General features: G+C 63.5%; 19 protein-coding genes. 12 read left to right on the top strand and 7 right to left on the bottom strand.

The features are described from left to right. Positions 1-3 precede the first annotated feature (3 nt). A complete protein-coding gene (locus AC4LFW_RS21855; RefSeq protein WP_491822110.1) occupies positions 4-513 on the top strand; it encodes a GNAT family N-acetyltransferase in 510 nt (169 codons plus the stop codon). Continuing rightward, positions 510-815 (top strand): urease subunit beta, encoded by a 306-nt coding sequence (locus AC4LFW_RS21850; protein WP_491822108.1) that lies wholly within the window; start codon positions 510-512, stop codon positions 813-815. Before AC4LFW_RS21855 ends, AC4LFW_RS21850 begins: the two co-directional genes overlap by 4 nt. Here the strand turns inward: AC4LFW_RS21850 and AC4LFW_RS21845 are convergent. Beyond that, positions 812-955 carry a hypothetical protein gene (locus tag AC4LFW_RS21845; RefSeq protein ID WP_491822106.1) on the bottom strand — a complete coding sequence of 48 codons (144 nt, stop codon included), beginning with the start codon at positions 953-955 and terminating at the stop codon, positions 812-814. The genes AC4LFW_RS21850 and AC4LFW_RS21845 overlap by 4 nt on opposite strands. Between AC4LFW_RS21845 and ureC the strand changes: the two genes are divergently transcribed. Further along, a complete protein-coding gene (ureC, locus tag AC4LFW_RS21840; RefSeq protein ID WP_491822104.1) occupies positions 954-2,654 on the top strand; it encodes an urease subunit alpha in 1,701 nt (566 codons plus the stop codon). The two genes, AC4LFW_RS21845 and ureC, sit on opposite strands and share 2 nt — an antisense overlap. Positions 2,655-3,060: 406 nt before the next feature. After that, positions 3,061-4,533, top strand: coding sequence for an NCS1 family nucleobase:cation symporter-1 (locus AC4LFW_RS21835; RefSeq protein ID WP_491822102.1), 1,473 nt, complete (start codon positions 3,061-3,063; stop codon positions 4,531-4,533). A 107-nt stretch (positions 4,534-4,640) separates the two neighbouring features. Here the strand turns inward: AC4LFW_RS21835 and AC4LFW_RS21830 are convergent, their stop codons facing one another. Both AC4LFW_RS21830 and AC4LFW_RS21825 read right to left on the bottom strand, forming a co-directional pair. Next, entirely contained in the window at positions 4,641-5,090 is a 450-nt protein-coding gene (locus tag AC4LFW_RS21830) for a hemerythrin domain-containing protein (protein ID WP_491822100.1), read from the bottom strand. Positions 5,091-5,183: 93 nt separating this feature from the next. Continuing rightward, a complete protein-coding gene (locus tag AC4LFW_RS21825; RefSeq protein ID WP_491822098.1) occupies positions 5,184-5,450 on the bottom strand; it encodes a DksA/TraR family C4-type zinc finger protein in 267 nt (88 codons plus the stop codon). A 299-nt stretch (positions 5,451-5,749) separates the two neighbouring features. Between AC4LFW_RS21825 and AC4LFW_RS21820 the strand changes: the two genes are divergently transcribed. Then, the gene (locus AC4LFW_RS21820; protein ID WP_491822096.1) at positions 5,750-6,469 is read left to right on the top strand and encodes a TorF family putative porin; all 720 of its coding nucleotides are present in this window, start codon (positions 5,750-5,752) and stop codon (positions 6,467-6,469) included. Here AC4LFW_RS21820 and AC4LFW_RS21815 read toward each other — a convergent pair. The 3 genes from AC4LFW_RS21815 to AC4LFW_RS21805 all read right to left on the bottom strand — a co-directional run bounded on the left by AC4LFW_RS21815 (position 6,466) and on the right by AC4LFW_RS21805 (position 9,527). Then, positions 6,466-7,635: an MFS transporter gene (locus AC4LFW_RS21815; protein WP_491822094.1), complete on the bottom strand. Its 1,170-nt coding sequence runs from the start codon at positions 7,633-7,635 to the stop codon at positions 6,466-6,468. The genes AC4LFW_RS21820 and AC4LFW_RS21815 overlap by 4 nt on opposite strands. A 60-nt stretch (positions 7,636-7,695) precedes the next feature. Then, positions 7,696-8,559 carry an isocitrate lyase/PEP mutase family protein gene (locus tag AC4LFW_RS21810; protein ID WP_491822092.1) on the bottom strand — a complete coding sequence of 288 codons (864 nt, stop codon included), beginning with the start codon at positions 8,557-8,559 and terminating at the stop codon, positions 7,696-7,698. Positions 8,560-8,654: 95 nt separating this feature from the next. Beyond that, positions 8,655-9,527, bottom strand: coding sequence for a DMT family transporter (locus tag AC4LFW_RS21805; protein WP_491822090.1), 873 nt, complete (start codon positions 9,525-9,527; stop codon positions 8,655-8,657). 218 nt (positions 9,528-9,745) lie between these two features. On the opposite strand from AC4LFW_RS21805, the gene AC4LFW_RS21800 reads away from it, so the two are divergent. The 7 genes from AC4LFW_RS21800 to AC4LFW_RS21770 all read left to right on the top strand — a co-directional run bounded on the left by AC4LFW_RS21800 (position 9,746) and on the right by AC4LFW_RS21770 (position 15,370). After that, positions 9,746-10,228, top strand: a complete 483-nt coding sequence (locus AC4LFW_RS21800; protein ID WP_491822229.1) for a GNAT family N-acetyltransferase — start codon at positions 9,746-9,748, stop codon at positions 10,226-10,228. Between the two features lie 165 nt (positions 10,229-10,393). After that, entirely contained in the window at positions 10,394-10,894 is a 501-nt protein-coding gene (gene ureE, locus AC4LFW_RS21795) for an urease accessory protein UreE (RefSeq protein ID WP_491822088.1), read from the top strand. Further along, entirely contained in the window at positions 10,891-11,568 is a 678-nt protein-coding gene (locus AC4LFW_RS21790; RefSeq protein WP_491822086.1) for an urease accessory protein UreF, read from the top strand. The genes ureE and AC4LFW_RS21790 overlap by 4 nt, the downstream gene beginning before the upstream one ends. A 27-nt stretch (positions 11,569-11,595) precedes the next feature. Beyond that, the gene (gene ureG, locus AC4LFW_RS21785; RefSeq protein ID WP_491822084.1) at positions 11,596-12,210 is read left to right on the top strand and encodes an urease accessory protein UreG; all 615 of its coding nucleotides are present in this window, start codon (positions 11,596-11,598) and stop codon (positions 12,208-12,210) included. Positions 12,211-12,239: 29 nt separating this feature from the next. Next, positions 12,240-12,812, top strand: coding sequence for a HupE/UreJ family protein (locus AC4LFW_RS21780; protein WP_491822082.1), 573 nt, complete (start codon positions 12,240-12,242; stop codon positions 12,810-12,812). 117 nt (positions 12,813-12,929) lie between these two features. Further along, a complete protein-coding gene (locus AC4LFW_RS21775; RefSeq protein WP_491822080.1) occupies positions 12,930-13,301 on the top strand; it encodes a glucose dehydrogenase in 372 nt (123 codons plus the stop codon). After that, positions 13,298-15,370, top strand: coding sequence for a pyrroloquinoline quinone-dependent dehydrogenase (locus tag AC4LFW_RS21770; RefSeq protein ID WP_491822078.1), 2,073 nt, complete (start codon positions 13,298-13,300; stop codon positions 15,368-15,370). The genes AC4LFW_RS21775 and AC4LFW_RS21770 overlap by 4 nt, the downstream gene beginning before the upstream one ends. A gap of 23 nt (positions 15,371-15,393) precedes the next feature. On the opposite strand, the gene amn is transcribed toward AC4LFW_RS21770, so the two are convergent. Continuing rightward, a complete protein-coding gene (amn, locus tag AC4LFW_RS21765; RefSeq protein WP_491822076.1) occupies positions 15,394-16,866 on the bottom strand; it encodes an AMP nucleosidase in 1,473 nt (490 codons plus the stop codon). Positions 16,867-16,878: the final 12 nt, after the last annotated feature.

Genomic DNA, 16,878 nt, shown 5'->3' with positions numbered 1-16,878 from the left:
AACGTGCAGATACGCGACGCCCTGGACACCGACCTGGAAGGCATCCTGCAGATCTACAACGATGCCGTGCAGAACAGCACCGCAATCTGGAACGACCGGATCGTCGACCTCGAAAACCGCCGCGCCTGGCTGGCCGAACGTCACGCGCAGGGCTATCCGGTACTGGTCGCCATTGACGACCGCGGGCAGGTCGCCGGCTACGCCTCGTTCGGCCCCTGGCGCCCTCATGATGGCTTCCGCCACACCGTCGAGAACTCGGTCTACGTCAGCCCTGACCACCGTGGCAGCGGCATCGGTCGCAGCCTCATGCAGGTCTTGATCGAGCGCGCCCGGGCGCTGGAGAAACACGTGATGATCGCCGCTATCGAAAGTGAGAACCGCGCCTCCATCCATATGCACCAGCAGCTGGGCTTCATCCATGCCGCACAGATGCGCCAGGTGGGCTGCAAGTTCGGCCGCTGGCTGGACCTGACCATGATGCAACTGCCCTTGAACAGGAACCCTCATCCATGATTCCCGGCGAATACCAGATCAAGGACGGCGAGATCGAGCTCAACGCCGGCCGCCGCACCCTCACCCTCTGCGTGGCCAACAGCGGCGACCGGCCGATCCAGGTCGGCTCGCACTACCACTTCTTCGAAACCAACGACGCGCTCGCCTTCGACCGCGCCGCCGCCCGCGGCATGCGCCTGAACATTCCGGCAGGCACCGCGGTGCGCTTCGAGCCAGGCCAGAGTCGCGAGGTGGAGCTGGTCGATTTGGCTGGGGACAGACGGGTGTTCGGCTTTGCCGGACGGGTAATGGGAAAGCTTTAAAAGCCGAAAAGAGCGCTGAAGGCTTGAAGCCGGACGAAAAAACCAAAGGGCCACTCGATTTTGCCCTTTCGTCCAGCCTCCAGCTTTCCAGCCTCCAGCGAAGGCAGAACGCCAAAGGCATCAGAAGGAACACCAGCCATGAAGATATCCCGCCAAGCCTACGCCGACATGTTCGGCCCCACCGTTGGCGACAAGGTGCGCCTGGCCGACACCGACCTGTGGATCGAAGTCGAAAAGGACTTCACCACCTATGGCGAAGAGGTGAAGTTCGGCGGCGGCAAGGTGATCCGCGACGGCATGGGCCAGGGCCAGTTGTGCGCCGCCGAGGTGGTCGACACCCTGATCACCAATGCGCTGATCATCGACCACTGGGGCATCGTCAAGGCCGACGTGGGCCTCAAGGACGGCCGCATCGCCGCCATCGGCAAGGCCGGCAACCCGGACATTCAGCCCGATGTGACCATCGCCATCGGCGCCAGCACCGAAGTGATCGCCGGCGAAGGCATGATCCTCACCGCCGGAGGCATCGACTCGCACATCCACTTCATCTGCCCGCAGCAGATCGAAGAGGCGCTGATGAGCGGCGTGACCACCATGATCGGTGGCGGCACCGGGCCTGCTACCGGCACCAACGCCACCACGGTGACGCCCGGCCCCTGGCACATGGCGATGATGCTCAAGGCCGCCGACGCCTTCCCGATGAACATAGGTTTCACCGGCAAGGGCAACGCCTCGCTGCCCGAACCGCTGATCGAGCAGGTCAGGGCCGGCGCCATCGGCCTCAAGCTGCACGAGGACTGGGGCACCACCCCGGCGGCCATCGACAATTGCCTGTCGGTCGCCGACCAGTACGACGTGCAGGTCGCGATCCACACCGACACGCTGAACGAATCGGGCTTCGTCGAGACCACCCTCGGCGCGTTCAAGGGCCGCACCATCCACACCTACCACACCGAAGGCGCTGGTGGCGGTCATGCCCCGGACATCATCAAGGCCTGCAGCCTGCCGAACGTGCTGCCCAGCTCGACCAACCCGACCCGGCCGTTCACCCGCAACACCATCGACGAACACCTGGACATGCTCATGGTCTGCCACCACCTCGATCCGAGCATCGCCGAGGACGTGGCCTTCGCCGAGAGCCGCATTCGCCGAGAAACCATCGCCGCCGAAGACATCCTCCACGACCTCGGCGCGTTCTCCATGATCAGCTCCGACAGCCAGGCCATGGGCCGCGTCGGCGAGGTGATCACCCGCACCTGGCAGACCGCCGACAAGATGAAGAAGCAGCGCGGCCCCCTGCCCGGCGACGGCGCAGGCAACGACAACTTCCGCGCCAAGCGCTACATCGCCAAATACACCATCAACCCCGCGATCACCCACGGCGTCAGCCACGAGGTGGGCTCGATCGAGGTGGGCAAATGGGCGGATCTAGTGCTCTGGCGCCCGGCCTTCTTCGGCGTGAAGCCGACGCTGATCCTCAAGGGCGGCGCCATTGCCGCGAGCCTGATGGGCGACGCCAACGCCTCGATCCCCACACCGCAACCGGTGCACTACCGGCCGATGTTCGCCAGCTACGGCGGCTCGCTGCATGCCTCCAGCTTTACCTTCATCAGCCAGGCCGCCTTCGAGGCCGGCGTGCCCGAGCAACTGGGGCTGAAAAAGAAGATCGGCGTGGTGAAGGGCTGCCGTTCGGTGCAGAAGAAAGACCTGATCCACAACGACTACACGCCGGATATTCAGGTCGACCCGCAGAACTATCAGGTGCGCGCGGATGGGCAGCTGCTCTGGTGCGAGCCGGCCGAGGTGCTGCCAATGGCGCAGCGGTATTTCCTGTTCTGATCTGGACGGTTCTATATGAAGGCGGCCATGGCCGCCTTTTTTTGTGCACCTTGGGCTTGGCTTGCACGATTCAAGTGCAGAAAGCTCTCTTAAAGGCATCCCGTGCAAACGCGCATGGCTCGCAAAACCGCGAACGCCAAGCGGTAGCCGAGCGGGTCTGCCAACGCGAACGGGGGGCGATGAACCGCTCTGGAAGAGCGGCACCGGTATGGATCGCGGGAAGTGCATAACAAAGGTTTGATTTATGTATACAAAAACCATCAATCCGGGATTTAGCTTCTAAGCTCTACTTTAGGCCCGGTCCCATTTGGCACTGGCCAACAGGCTCTAATTCGCAGACTCTGTCATACGCGGAACAAGAACTGCATACAAAAACCTACAATAGTCATGCACAGAGCGTCCTCCTATGAATCACAACGATTTCCACATCAAGCAGATCGACCCCACTCTGTACAACGATGACCTCGCCCCGCTCGCCCCCGCCAAGCGCAAGTGGGGCTGGTTCGAGATCTTCAATGTCTGGTCGAACGACATCCAAAGCCTGTTCGGCTACACCCTCGCCGCCACGCTGTTCATCAGCTACGGCCTCAACGGCTGGGCCGTGCTCGCGGGCATCGTGCTGGCAGGTTTCATCGTCATGGGGCTGGTGCAGCTGACTGGCAAACCCAGCGTCAAGTACGGCATCCCCTTTCCGGTGATGGCTCGTGCCAGCATGGGCGTACGCGGGGCGAACTTTCCGGCGGTGGTGCGTGGCATCGTGGCGATCTTCTGGTATGGGGTGCAGACCTACTTCGCCTCGACCGCCGTAGCGCTGCTGATTCGCACGCTGGCAGGGCCGGGCTCGGAGGCCACGCTGCTGGGGCTTACAACCGTCGACTGGGTCGCTTACGTAATCGTCTGCGTGTTCCAGGTTGCGCTGTTCGTGCGTGGTGTCGATTGGGTCACGCGCTTCCTTAATTGGGCCGGTCCACTGGTCTACCTGGTGATGATCGCCATGATGATCGCGATCTGTTACCAGGCCGGGCCGAGCCTGGCCGGTGCGCTGGGCAGCATCTTCAGCGGTACCGGTAGCTACGCTGGCGGGCCCATCGCTGCGTTCGCCGCGGTGGTCGGCACCATGGTCGCCTACTTTGCGGCGGTGGTAATCAACTACGGCGACTTCGCCCGCTTCGTGAAGAGCGAGCGGCAGATGCGCATCGGCAACCTGCTCGGGCTGCCGGTGAGCCTGGCGTTCTTTTCGCTGATTGCACTGGTGATCACCGCCGGCACAGTAGTGGTGTTCGGCGAAACACTGACCAACCCCACCGACATCGTCGCGCGCATCGACAATGTCGGGCTGACGCTGATCGCGGCGATCACCTTCTTTGCCGCTACCGTGGGCATCAATCTGGTCGCCAACTTCATCCCGCCGGCCTACGACATCGCCAACCTGGCGCCTTCGCGCATCAGCGCGCGCACCGGCGGATTCATCACCGCGGCCATAGCGTTTTTCATTGGCGCGCTGTGGGTGTCGTTCATCAGCGCAGTGGGCATCGCTGCTTTCGTCGATACGCTGGGAGCGGTACTGGCGCCGCTGTACGGCATCATCGTCGCCGACTATTACCTGGTGCGTCGGCAACGGCTGGACGTTCAGCAGCTGTTCTCGGCCGAGCCGGGATCAGCCTATTACTTCAATGCTGGCTGGAACCGCAAGGCGGTGATCGCCTTTGGCATCAGCTCGGTGTTTTCCGTCGCCTCGGTCTGGATGCCCGGCCTGGAAAGCCTGTCGGGCTTCGCCTGGCTGCTCGGAGCGCTGTTCGGTGCCGTGCTGCATTACCTGCTGATGCGCAAGCAGATCCTGCCGGCGCAAGCGCCGTTGCCGGTCAGGACTCAGGCGTAACCTGCTGTTGCGAGCCGAGTCGGGCCTGGCCGGTCGGCCTGGCTCGGCCTGGCGCTCCTGCTATTGACGCCGGCAGATCAGCAGGACGGCGTCCGGCGCGCATTCGCTCAGGCAGCGTGCTCGGCCTTCATCAGGGCGTAGGCACCGAGGTAAGCACCAGCAAGCTGGGTTTTCTGCTGGTCACTGAGCAGCTTGCCTGCCATCTGGAAGAACTTGTGTTCCTCCTCCTGCAGGTGATGGTGAACCTTGTCCGAGAGTTTACGGGCCTGAGCAAGCCAGCCGGGACTGCTGGGATCGGTCTCTTCCAGCGCCTCGACCATCTCGTCCATCTCGTGATGCTCCGCGATGGCATGACGGGACAGATCGACACCACTGTCGTCATGCATCAGGGGGATATAGAAGTGCCGTTCTTCAGCGACCGAGTGCACCCAGAGCTCCTGCTTGAGCTGGGCGAAAAGTGCTTTGCGTTCGGCGCTGTCGCCGCTGGTCTGGATCAGTCGCTCGGACAGCTCACGCTGGATGTCGTGGCTCTGGCGCAGCGCTTCGAAAATCATCATGACAGCAATCCTCTTCCTTGAATCGATGGGCAGTGCGGGTGTGACAGGCGTCCTCTCACCGAGTGCCACCAGAGCCGATATTTTTGTCGATGCTCAACGCAACTGGCTGTCCTTGCTGCCTCGGCGGTTGTAGCCGCTGAACTTCGCCTCTTGCCTGTCCAGCTCGGTCTGGCACTTCACGCACAGCCTCACGCCCGGCACCGCCTGACGCCGAGCCTCGGGAATCAGCGCATCGCACTCTTCGCAACGCGCGAGGCTTTCGCCTTGCCCCAGCCGGCTTCGTGCACGCTGGACCGCGACCTCAATGGTGCTGTCGATCTGATCCTGGACGGCACCCTCGTTCGCCCAACCCGTAGCCATGATGACCTCCCGGCAACTCAAGCCTTAGCTGTTCAATGATTAGAGTGTGCGCCTCCCGGGCCGTTCAGTGCCGCTCAACAAGCTTACGCGCATCAGTCGTCAACCCGGCGGCACCATCCGTCGATCCGCTGGCGTCAAAACGACGAGCGGGGATCCCGCACTGGCTGCATTGTCTATCCTTCAGGCCGATTGAGCGGCAAGGCCGGTTCGAGCGCCGACTCAGGCGCTCTGCCCCGGGGCTCTGCCTGATCGTGGTCGCACGGCGGCCTTCTGTCGAACACACCCCAAGGGAAGCGGTGATGCACAAGAAGATCCTGACGGCGCTGATCATTGGCCTGAGCGGATGCGCCAGCCAACCAGAAGTCGTCGAGCGTGAAGTGGGCCAGTTCGACCTGCGCCTCGGCACGGCTCCAACCCGCAGCATGGCGCAAGGGTTGGTCAGCCCGACAGCAGGCAGTACCTTCCGCGGCGGGCTGGACCTGACCCACAGCAGCGGCTTTTACGTCGGCCAGTGGACGCCGACCATGGGCATCATCGAAGGCAATCAGCTGGAGCTGGACACCTACGTCGGCTACGTCCAGCAGCGCCTGGACGACGCACCGGGCTTCGAGCTCGGCGTGATCCGCTACAACTTTCCCGAAATGGAAGACTGGGATCGCCATGAGTACTACGCGGGGGTCAATGTCGCGGGCAGCCGCCTGGGTGGCGCGCTGAGCCGGTCGCCGGGGCGAATCGACAGTACGATGCTGCTGGAACTTGGCTCGTTTCGGCCGTTCGATCTCGATGTGCGAGTGAAATACGCCACCCACTCGATGGACAGCCCCCAATATCACGTGGGCGGCAGCGTGCGGGTTTTTCACGACTGGTCATTGAACCTGTCCCGCCCGCTGCTCGGCATGCACCTGGACCTGTCCTACACCGACTCCAGCCTGAGCGGGCCGGAGTGCGGTGTCTATTCGGGGCAAAACGCCCATTGCGAAAGCTATTTCATGTTCAAGGCCGAACGCTCACTGTTCTAGCGCGGCGGGCAGGCCTGGTTGAAGCGCATCCGTGCGTGCCAGACCGCAAGCAGGAATGCCGTGGCGGCAAAGCCGTAAAGCAGGCCGAGATTGCCATCCCCATAGAGCCATGAGCCGAGCACCGGGCCGGTGGCCATGCCCATGAAGCGGAAAAAGTTGTAGCTGCCCACCGCCGTGGCGCGGTTGTGCGGATACAGATCCATCAGCAGGCTGGTCTGTACCGGCAACGACAGGCCGAGAAACAGTCCGAAGGCGCTGACGGCGACCACCAGAGCAGCCAGCGACCATTGGGCGACGGCTAGAAACAGCAACAGGCTGAGCGCATTGAGCGCCGCGGTCGTGACCAGCGCCGGTCGCGGCCGCCAGTGTCCAAGCAGTCGTCCGCCGGCAAAACTGCCGATCACCACGGCAATGGACAGCGGCAGGAACACCATCCCCTTCTCACTGGCGCTAAGGCCGTACGTGCTGCCGAGTACGCGCGGCATGAACACCAGGTAGTTGTAGAAGGCGTAGTACTGCACGAAGCTCAGCAGCATGATCGCCAGCCCCTGGCGGTTGCGCAGCACATCCAGGTATTCCCTGGGGTGAAAGGCGCGAGGCGTGCCGCCCGCCGGACGGGTTTCCTGCAACCAGACGGCGTTGCTCAGCAGCGCAACGCCACCGACCACGGCGAGCAGCAGAAATACGTAGTGGAAGTCGAGGTGTTCACCAATGAAGCCGCCCACCACCGGACCTACCACCGGCCCCAGCGCCACCATCATCTGGAACGAGCCCATCGCCCGGCCGCGCTCGGCGCCTTCGAAGCGATCGCCGATCACCGTCACTGCCACCACCGCACCGGCAGCGATACCCACCGCCTGCAAGGCACGAAACACCAGCAGCGTCTCGATGTTGGTCGAGAGAAAACAGCCGATGGACGCGCCGATGTAGCACGCCAGCCCCAACAACAGGGTGCGCCTGCGGCCGCTTCGATCCACCAGCGGGCCGTAGACGATCTGCATGAACGCCAGAACGAAGGTAAAGATGGAGATGCTGAGGTTGATCAGCAACGGCGTGGTGTTCAGCGATTCGCCCAGCTCCGGCAGGATCGGCGCATAGACCGTCTGGGTGAAAGGCCCGAGAAACGCCGCGAAGGCGACCATGAATGTCAGCAGGCGTGGGCTCAATCGATTCTCCGCTAGATCAGATAAGGTCACCCGGCCACGCATGCGGCCGGGCGTAATCGGTCACTCCTTGACCTGCATATAGTCCTCGGCCCAGACCATATATTCCTCGGCCGTCGAGTATTTGACCGACAACTGGGAGGCGTTGAGATCGGATGCATCGATCTGGCGCTGTTCGCGCAGGCAGTCATAGGTGGCCTTGATGGCCGCGAAGTAAGCCGCATGTCCATTGACCACGATACGCACGCCAAGGTCGGCCAGCCGGGCATTGTCACGCAGGCGCGGGTTGCCATAGGTGACCAGCTTCAGCGGCACCTTGAGCTTTTCCGCGACCTGCTCGAGCTGTTCGAAATCTTCGATACCCACCAGGCAGATGGCATCGGCGCCTGCGGCCTCATAGGCCTGCACGCGTGCGATCACCTCTTCCAGGCCGATCACGCCGGCGTTGGTCCGCGCGATGATGCACAGCTCGGGGTCGATGCGCGCCTCCAGCGCCGCACGGATCTTGCCGACCGCTTCGAACATGCCGATCAGGTCGGTGGACTTGCGCCCGAATTTGGCGGGCAGCAGCGTGTCTTCAATGGTCAGCGCCGCGATTCCTGCGCGCTCCAGCTCAACCACGGTGCGCATCACGTTCAGCGCGTTGCCATAGCCGTGGTCGGCGTCGGCGATGATCGGCAGTCGCGATACGCGGCCGATGCGCGTGGCCTGCTCGACGAATTCACTCAGGGTGATCAGCGCAAAGTCGGGCGCGGCCAGGACCTGTAGCGAGGCGACCGAGCCACCGAGAATGCCGACTTCGAATTCAAGATCGGCGGCGATACGCGCCGACATCGGGTCGAATACCGAGGCGGTGTGGTAGCAGCGATCGGAGGCCAGCAGCTGACGGAATTCGCTGCGCAGGGTGTGATGAGAGATACGTTGCATGTGGGTTCCTGATGAATCGCACGCAAGGGTCGAGTCGCCCTTGTCTGGTCAAGTGTTGGTATTGCGCGGACAGCGCAGTGGCCTGTCCGAGTGTTTCAGAGTGTCGGGCGCGGTCGCCGCCCCTGCACATACGCCATGACCAGCCCGCTGGCGATGATGATGGCCATGCCGACAATGGCGCCCAGATCCGGCGTATGTCCAAAGGCAATCAGGCCCACCACTCCGGCAAAGATGATCTGCGAATAGGTGAAGGGCGCCAGCGCGGCGGCGCTGGCAAAGCGAAACGCATTGGTCAGTAGCAGATGGCCGCTCATGGCCATGGCGCCGAGCGCAGCCATCAGCAGCGCGTCATGCAGCGTCGGAGTCTGCCAGTTGAAGATCACCAGCACGCTCAGCACCAGGCTGCCGACCACGCTGGTGATGAAATTGCTGGTCACCGGATGATCCGTGGCGCTGAGTCGACGCGTGATCAACTGATAGACCGTGAAGCTCAGCGCTGCGCCGAGCGGCAGCAAGATGGCCGGCGTGAACAGGGCACCGCCCGGCCGCACGATGATCATCACGCCGATCAGCCCACAACCGACCGCCAGCCATTGGGCACGGCTGACCTGCTCGCCAAGCAAGGCGGACGCGATAGTAACCAGCAATGGGGTCAGAAAGATGACTGCCGTCGCTTCGGCCAGCGGGATATAACTCAGGCCGCTGATGAACAGGATGCTCACGCAGACCAGACTGAGCCCACGGCAGATCTGCAGCTTCAGCCGCAATGTGTGGAACACGCGGCGCCCCATTCGCGGCGTGAAGAGGGCAAACATCAGCGTCGACTGGGCCAGGTAGCGCCCCCAAATGATCAGGAACACCGGATAGAGCTGCGTCAGGTACTTGGACAGCCCGTCATGGGTCGCGAGCGTCAGGCAGGAAGCCAGGATGAGCAGCACGCCAAGCAAGGGCCGGTGGGAATTATTCAATGGGTTAACCGCGACAATAGGTAGCAACCTAAGAATTATGCCCGTAAATCGGCTTTTCGTCAGTGTCCGGATGAATCGAACTGACCAGTCGATCTCGCTTGTGCCCCTCGTCTGGCCGCTCACTCTGTCACATCTGTTCGCGTATGATCGCCAGCCCTTCGCGGCCCCACAGCGGTCCGAACCCGTTCGAGTGTTCTTTGATGTTCAAGTTGAGAGCGATGCAGGTGCGCGATCTACCTGCGGTGATGGCGATTCAGGAAGAATGCTATGCCGTCGAAGTCCACGAGGACGAAGCGGTGATCCTCAACCGTCTCGCCGCCTGCCCGCAGCTGGCCTGGGTGGCCGAGGACGACCTGGGCGTATGCGCCTATCTCTTCGCCTACCACTCGCGGGTCGGCAAGGTGACGCCACTGGATGGCGACTTCGAGTCCCACGCCAAGGCCGACTGCTTGTATCTGCATGACCTTGCCGTCTCCCGGCGCGCCAGTGGCCGAGGAATCGGACCGGCATTGGTGCAGAAAAACCTCGAGCAGGCGCGTAGTCAGAAGTTGCGCTATTCGGCGCTGGTGTCGGTGCAGGAGTCCGAGACCTTCTGGTCTCGGCTCGGCTATGCCGCTCATACGGAGCTGGAGCCGCCCCAAGCCAGCAACCTGGCCAGCTACCAGATTCCTGCCGTCTACATGGTGCGGGCACTGCACTGAGCGCACGCAGATGGTGCATACCAAACACAGGCGCACCATAACGGAACAGCGCAGAGCCCCATTTTCACGCACGTTCGGCCCACAGGCTGCGGGACGTGTCTGTTGCGGCGGGTTGGCAAGGGCCTTGCTCTGCTTGTGCCAATAGCACAACCGGAACTGCTCGCCATGCTGGTCATTCACCACCGCACCTCCCCGCAGGTTAACGTCGACGCCGAACTGGAGCTGACCTTCGAAGCTCGTAGCAAGTCGCGTCTGCGTTGCTTCACCACCACGGGTGAGGATGTCGGCCTGTTTCTCGAGCGCGGCCAGCAACCGCTACATGACGGCGAATGCCTGCGCGCCGAGGATGGCCGTATCGTCCGCGTAAAGGCCCGCGCCGAACAGCTCCTTCATGTGACCTGCAGCAGCGCGTTCGAACTGACGCGCGCCGCCTATCACTTGGGCAACCGCCATGTGGCACTGCAGGTCGGCGACGGCTGGCTGAGGTTGCTCGACGACTACGTTCTGAAAGACATGCTGCTGCAGCTGGGCGCAAGCGTCGAGGCCATCGAAGCCCCCTTCCAGCCGGAGCACGGCGCCTACGGTGGCGGCCATCACCACTCCCATGCAGGCGAAGCCGAGTTCAGCTACGCGCCGCGTCTGCATCAGTTTGGCGTGCGCACGTGAATCCTGCAGCGTTCGCGCTGCTGCGGCTTGCCAGCCCGCAGTTGCCGATCGGTGGATACAGCTATTCGCAGGGCCTGGAAATGGCCGTCGAATGCGAGCGGGTACACGACGAAGCCAGCGCCCGTCGTTGGCTGGGCGATCAGCTGCTGCTGAATCTGGCGCGCTTCGAAGCGCCTTTGCTGCTGGCCCATTGTCAAGCCGCCGCGGCTGAAGACTGGGCAGAACTCGATCGACTTGCCGATTGCCATCGCGCCAGTCGCGAAACCCGCGAACTGCGCCTGGAAAGCCGGCAGATGGGCTACTCACTGAAGCAACTGCTGGACAATCTGCCCGAGCTCGACGCCCCGGCCCGCGCCCTGTTTCAGCGCATCGAGGAACCCGGTCTCGCCCTGGGCTGGGCTCTGGCCGCGCGTGCCTGGGGCATCAGCCCGGACGATGCGCTGACCGCCTGGCTCTGGGGCTGGCTGGAAAACCAACTGGCGGTGCTGATGAAAACCCTGCCGCTCGGGCAGCAAGCGGCCCAGCGGCTGACCTCGCAGTTGCTACCAACCCTTCAGCGGGCCCAGCACGACGCAACCCTTATCGAGCCAGAACACTGGGGCAGCGCCGCCTTTGGCCTGTCCCTGGCGAGCATGGCGCATGAACGACAATACAGCCGCCTGTTCCGCTCCTGAGACAACTTTCACACGAGGAAACAGACCATGAACACCCAACCCCTTCGCGTCGGCATCGGCGGCCCGGTCGGCTCCGGCAAGACGGCGCTGACCCTCGCCCTGTGCCTGGCCCTGCGTGAGCGCTACAACCTGGCCGTGGTCACCAATGACATCTACACCCAGGAAGACGCACAGTTCCTCGTACGCAACGAGGCCCTGGCACCGGAGCGCATCATTGGCGTCGAGACCGGGGGCTGCCCGCACACGGCAATCCGCGAGGATGCCTCGATCAATCTGGAAGCGGTCGAGCAGCTCAACCGCCGTTTTCCGGGGCTGGATCTGATCATCGTCGAATCCGGCGGCGACAACCTTTCGGCGACCTTCAGCCCTGAGCTCTCTGACCTGACCATTTATGTGATCGACGTATCGGCCGGCGACAAGCTGCCACGCAAGGGCGGGCCGGGCATCTGCAAGTCCGACCTGCTGGTGATCAACAAGGTCGATCTGGCGCCCATGGTCGGCGCCTCGCTGGAAGTCATGGATCGCGATACGCGCAAGATGCGCGGCGACAAGCCCTTCGTCTTCAGCAACCAGAAGGTCGGCCAGGGACTCGACGAAATCATCGCCTTTATCGAAAAACAGGGAATGCTCAGCGCTGCCTGATCGCCCATCCGCCCATAGAGGAATCCGAAATGAACCCCCGCAAACCGCTGCTTACCGCCGCCCTGTTGCTGAGCCCTGCCTTGGCCTTCGCCCATCCCGGCCATGATCACGCTGGCCTGATGTCCGGCATCGCTCATCCGATTTTCGGCCTAGACCATCTGCTGGCAATACTGGCTGTTGGGCTCTGGGCGGCGCAGCAGCAGGGCAGCGCGCGCTGGTTGTTGCCGCTGACCTTCGTCGCCACCATGCTCGTCGGCGGGCTGCTCGGCTTCGCCGGCATTGAAATGCCGCTGATGGAAACCGGCATCGCCGGCTCGGTACTGGCGCTTGGGCTGCTGGTCGCGTTGGCGGTGCGTCCACCGCTGGCCGTTGCGGCCGGCCTGACCGCGCTGTTTGCCCTCAGCCATGGCGTGGCCCATGGTCTGGAACTGCCAGCGCTGTCCAGCCCTTGGGGTTATGCCGCTGGCTTCGTCGCTGCCACTGCCGCACTGCATGGCATCGGTTACGTCATCGCTCGCAACCTGCCGCAACTCGCCATGCCCCTGGTACGCATTGCAGGCGGTGCCTCTGCGTTGGCTGGTGCCTGGTTGCTCATGGCCTGAGCAGGACACAAACCGAAACGTTCATGGAACCTGAGCGTCCCTTGAGACCCAAAAGTTGAGCCACGTCGCCGATCGTATTGGCGACGCCTCATCCATCGGTCCAAGGGAGAGCGCTACGTGTCCGGATCACCTCATGCCCGCGGTTTCGCCTACTGGGCGCTGAAAGTCTTCGCCCTCATTGTCGCCCTGTTTGGCCTCGCCCTCGCTGCTGGCGGTGTCTGGCTGATCAGCCTCGGCGGTTCCTGGTACTACCTCATCGCTGGCGCCGGCATGCTGGTTTCCGGCGTGCTGCTGTTCATGCAGCGCCTCAGTGGCGTCCTGCTCTACTGGCTGGTGTTCATCGGCACCCTCATCTGGGCGATCTGGGAGGTCGGCCTCGACCCCTGGGCGCTGGTGCCACGCCTGGTGGCGCTGGCCGTAATCGCCCTGCTCACGCTGGCGTTCATTCCGGTGCTGCGGCGCCACACCCGCAGGGAGGCGCACCCATGACCTGTCTGATTCGACTCGTTGGCCTGTTAAGCCTGGCCTGGCTACCGCTCAGCTACGCCCAAACGACTCCCGCGGACCCTTCGCTCGAACCCGCCACCACGGTGTCGCCGGGACCGGCGGGTACCGAACCCGAACCAGCCGACTGGACCGCCTACGGACGCAACAATGCAGCCACGCGCTACTCACCGCTGGATCTGATCAACCGCGACAACGTCGCCGATCTCAAGCCGGTTTGGGGCTATCGCACCGGCAACCTGCCCGAGCAGTCGGTGGTCGACAAGAAGTGGGCGCCGGAAACCACGCCGCTCAAGGTTGGTGACAATCTCTACCTGTGCGATGCGCTGAATGTGCTGATATCGCTGGATGCCAGCAGCGGACGTGAGCGCTGGCGCTACGACCCGGAGGTTTCGACCGACCATATTCCCTATTCGGCCACCTGCCGTGGCGTGAGCTACTACGAGGTGCCGGATGCGCCCGATGACGCGGCCTGCAAGCGCCGTATCATCGAGGGCACACTCGACGCCGAACTGGTCGCGGTGGACGCCGACACCGGCATGCCCTGCGCCGACTTCGGCCATGCCGGGCATGTCGATCTAATGGAAGGCATGGGCGACTCCGTACCCGGCTACGTCGCAGTGACCTCACCACCAACCATCGTTCGCGGAGTCGCCGTGGTCGGACATCAGGTCCTCGACGGGCAAAAGGAAGACGCGCCGTCTGGCGTGATTCGCGGATACGACGCGACCACCGGCGAGCTGGCCTGGGCGTGGGACATGGGCCGTCCTGGCGAGACCGGGCTGCCCGAAGGGGATGAGGTCTACACCCGGGGCACGCCCAACGCCTGGACCATCTTCTCCGGCGACGAGGATCTCGGGCTGGTCTATGTGCCGATGGGCAACTCGTCGGTGGACTACTGGAGCGGCAATCGCCGTGAGTTCGAAAAGCCCTACTCGACCGCGCTGGTCGCTCTGGACGTTACCGACGGATCAGTGCGCTGGGTGTTCCAGACCGTGCATAACGATGTCTGGGACTATGACCTCGGCTCCCAGGGCAGCCTGATCGACTTTCCGGTCAGCGACGGCCGCACAGTTCCAGCGCTGGTACTGCCCACCAAGATGGGCGACATCTATGTGCTCGACCGCCGCACTGGCGAGCCGCTGACACCTGTCGAGGAACGCCAGGTGCCGGCCAGCACATTGCCCGACGAAACGCTATCGCCTACGCAACCATTCTCGGTCGGCATGCCGTCGATGCCACGCGAGCCGCTGACCGAGAGCGATGCCTGGGGCGTGACGCCGCTGGACCAGCTGTGGTGCCGGATCCAGTTCAAGCGCGCCAACTATGAAGGCATGTACACACCGCCGAGCGTGGACCGGCCATTTCTGCAGTGGCCGAGCTACAACGGCGGTAACGACTGGGGCAGCGCCGCGGTGGACACCGACCGCAACATCCTGGTGCTGAACTACAACCACATCGCCATGCATGACCAGCTCATCCCGCGCGAGAAAGCCAACGAGCGCGGCATGGTCCCGCTCGGCGTACCCGGCGGCAGCACGTCATCAGGAGGCTCGGTACCGCAGTCAGGTTCGCCCTATGCCGTGTCCATCCAGGCCTGGCGCAACAGCCTGACCGGCGTGCCCTGCTCACGTCCGCCGTTCGGCGGCATCATGGCCATCGACCTCAACACCCGCGAGGTGCTGTGGAACGAACCGCTGGGCACCGCGCGCCGCAACGGGCCGTTCGGTATCTCGTCGCATCTGCCGGTGAAAGTTGGTACGCCGAACAATGGCGGCCCGGTGATTACCGCGGGCGGCCTGATCTTCATCGCGGCGGCCACCGACAACCTGATCCGCGCAATCGACATCGACACCGGTGAAGTGCTGTGGGAAGACGTGCTGCCAGCCGGGGGCCAGGCGACGCCAATGACCTACGAGGCCAACGGGCGCCAGTACCTGGTGATCGTCGCGGGCGGCCATCACTTCATGGAGACGCCGCCGGGCGACTATGTGGTCGCCTACAGCCTGCCGGGCAAAGGCGACCCCAAACTGCCGGAGTTCCTGAAAGACTGAGCGTCTCGGCGAGCCGCCATCCGTTAGCGGAACGGCGGCTCGTCGAAGCTGCGCAGCTTGCGCGAGTGCAGCGAGTTGAGCTGGGTGCGCAACAGGTCGAGCGCGGCAATGCCGATCTTCAAATGCTGGGTCACCGCGCGTTCATAGAAGGCGTTGGCCGAGCCCGGCAGCTTGATCTCGCTGTGCAGCGGCTTGTCCGAGACGCAGAGTAGCGTCCCGTAGGGCACCCGCAGGCGATAACCCTGGGCGGCAATGGTGCCGCTTTCCATGTCCACCGCCACCGCGCGGGACAGGTTGATCAATGGCCGCTCCTGGGCCCAACGCAGTTCCCAGTTGCGGTCGTCGTAGGTCAGCACGGTGCCGGTGCGCAGCCGCTTCTTCAACGCCTCGCCCTTGTCACCGGTGATTTGCGCTGCGGCTTCCTGCAGCGCCTGCTGGACTTCCGCCAGCGCCGGCAGCGGGATATGCGGCGGCAGCACGCGATCGAGAATGCCATCGCGGCGCATGTAGGCATGGGCCAGCACGTAGTCGCCGATGGATTGCGACTGCCGCAGGCCGCCGCAGTGGCCGATCATCAGCCAGCAATGCGGGCGCAGGACGGCCAGGTGATCGGTGATGTTCTTGGCGTTCGACGGGCCGACGCCAATGTTGACGAGGGTGACGCCGTCGCCATCCTCTGCCTGCAGGTGATAGGCCGGCATCTGGTAACGATGCCAGAGCACACCACCAATGATCGCCTGCGCCTCGCCCTCATCCATGCCGCGCTCGATGACGATATTGCCCGGCAGCACCATGCGCACGAAACGGGTGTCGTCGCGCAGCATGTCGAGACCGTGACGAATGAACTGATCGACATAGCGGTGGTAGTTGGTCAGCAGGATCCAGGGCTGCACGTGGCGCCAGTCGCTACCGGTGTAATGCACCAACCGGCGCAGCGAGAAATCCACCCGCGCACCATCGAAGAGCGCCAGCGGATAGGGGTCGGCATGTTCCCAGTCATACAGGCCATCAGCGATGTCATCGGTGGCAGCCGACAGATCGGTACTGGGGAACACGCGCGCCAGCTCGGCGGCAGTCACGCCGGTACCGGCCAGCTCATCGCCCTGCTCGATCACATAGGGGTAGGGAATGTTGCGGTCGCTGATACCCACCTCGACCTTCACGGCGAAGTCGCTGATCAGCGGGCGCAGCTGGTCCAGCAGGTAACTGCGGAAAGCCGTCGGGTGGGTCACGGTGACGCTGTAGACGCCCGGCGACTGCACCTTGGCATAGGCACGGGTGGAAGCCGGTACCTCGCCGTGGCACGCATAGGTCAGGCGCAGTTCGGGATAGTGGAACAGGGCCCGCTCGGTGGCATCCGGCTCCTGGCGCGTCGTGACATAGCGCTTGAGCGCCTGGTTCAGTGCGCGGGTGGCCTGCTGATGGAGCTCGGCAAGATGATCCACGGCTGCTTCAGCGCTGGTGGCAATGCGAAAGGTCTCGCCTGCTGGATTCATGGTGGGTTTCCT

It is taken from the genome of Stutzerimonas sp. C6.4V (genome assembly GCF_058536345.1).
The sequence above is the reverse complement of the archived record's forward strand: the minus strand, read 5'-3'. Positions and strand labels throughout refer to the sequence as shown.

Excerpts from the sequence above, each read along its gene's own strand:
- AC4LFW_RS21845 (WP_491822106.1), bottom strand. The coding sequence starts at position 955 with ATGGCTGGTGTTCCTTCTGATGCCTTTGGCGTTCTGCCTTCGCTGGAG.
- AC4LFW_RS21810 (WP_491822092.1), bottom strand. The coding sequence starts at position 8,559 with ATGCAACGTATCTCTCATCACACCCTGCGCAGCGAATTCCGTCAGCTG.
- ureE (WP_491822088.1), top strand. The coding sequence starts at position 10,394 with ATGCTGGTCATTCACCACCGCACCTCCCCGCAGGTTAACGTCGACGCC.
- AC4LFW_RS21835 (WP_491822102.1), top strand. The coding sequence starts at position 3,061 with ATGAATCACAACGATTTCCACATCAAGCAGATCGACCCCACTCTGTAC.
- AC4LFW_RS21800 (WP_491822229.1), top strand. The coding sequence starts at position 9,746 with ATGCAGGTGCGCGATCTACCTGCGGTGATGGCGATTCAGGAAGAATGC.
- ureC (WP_491822104.1), top strand. The coding sequence starts at position 954 with ATGAAGATATCCCGCCAAGCCTACGCCGACATGTTCGGCCCCACCGTT.
- AC4LFW_RS21850 (WP_491822108.1), top strand. The coding sequence starts at position 510 with ATGATTCCCGGCGAATACCAGATCAAGGACGGCGAGATCGAGCTCAAC.
- AC4LFW_RS21830 (WP_491822100.1), bottom strand. The coding sequence starts at position 5,090 with ATGATGATTTTCGAAGCGCTGCGCCAGAGCCACGACATCCAGCGTGAG.
- amn (WP_491822076.1), bottom strand. The coding sequence starts at position 16,866 with ATGAATCCAGCAGGCGAGACCTTTCGCATTGCCACCAGCGCTGAAGCA.
- ureG (WP_491822084.1), top strand. The coding sequence starts at position 11,596 with ATGAACACCCAACCCCTTCGCGTCGGCATCGGCGGCCCGGTCGGCTCC.
- AC4LFW_RS21820 (WP_491822096.1), top strand. The coding sequence starts at position 5,750 with ATGCACAAGAAGATCCTGACGGCGCTGATCATTGGCCTGAGCGGATGC.
- AC4LFW_RS21825 (WP_491822098.1), bottom strand. The coding sequence starts at position 5,450 with ATGGCTACGGGTTGGGCGAACGAGGGTGCCGTCCAGGATCAGATCGAC.
- AC4LFW_RS21780 (WP_491822082.1), top strand. The coding sequence starts at position 12,240 with ATGAACCCCCGCAAACCGCTGCTTACCGCCGCCCTGTTGCTGAGCCCT.
- AC4LFW_RS21770 (WP_491822078.1), top strand. The coding sequence starts at position 13,298 with ATGACCTGTCTGATTCGACTCGTTGGCCTGTTAAGCCTGGCCTGGCTA.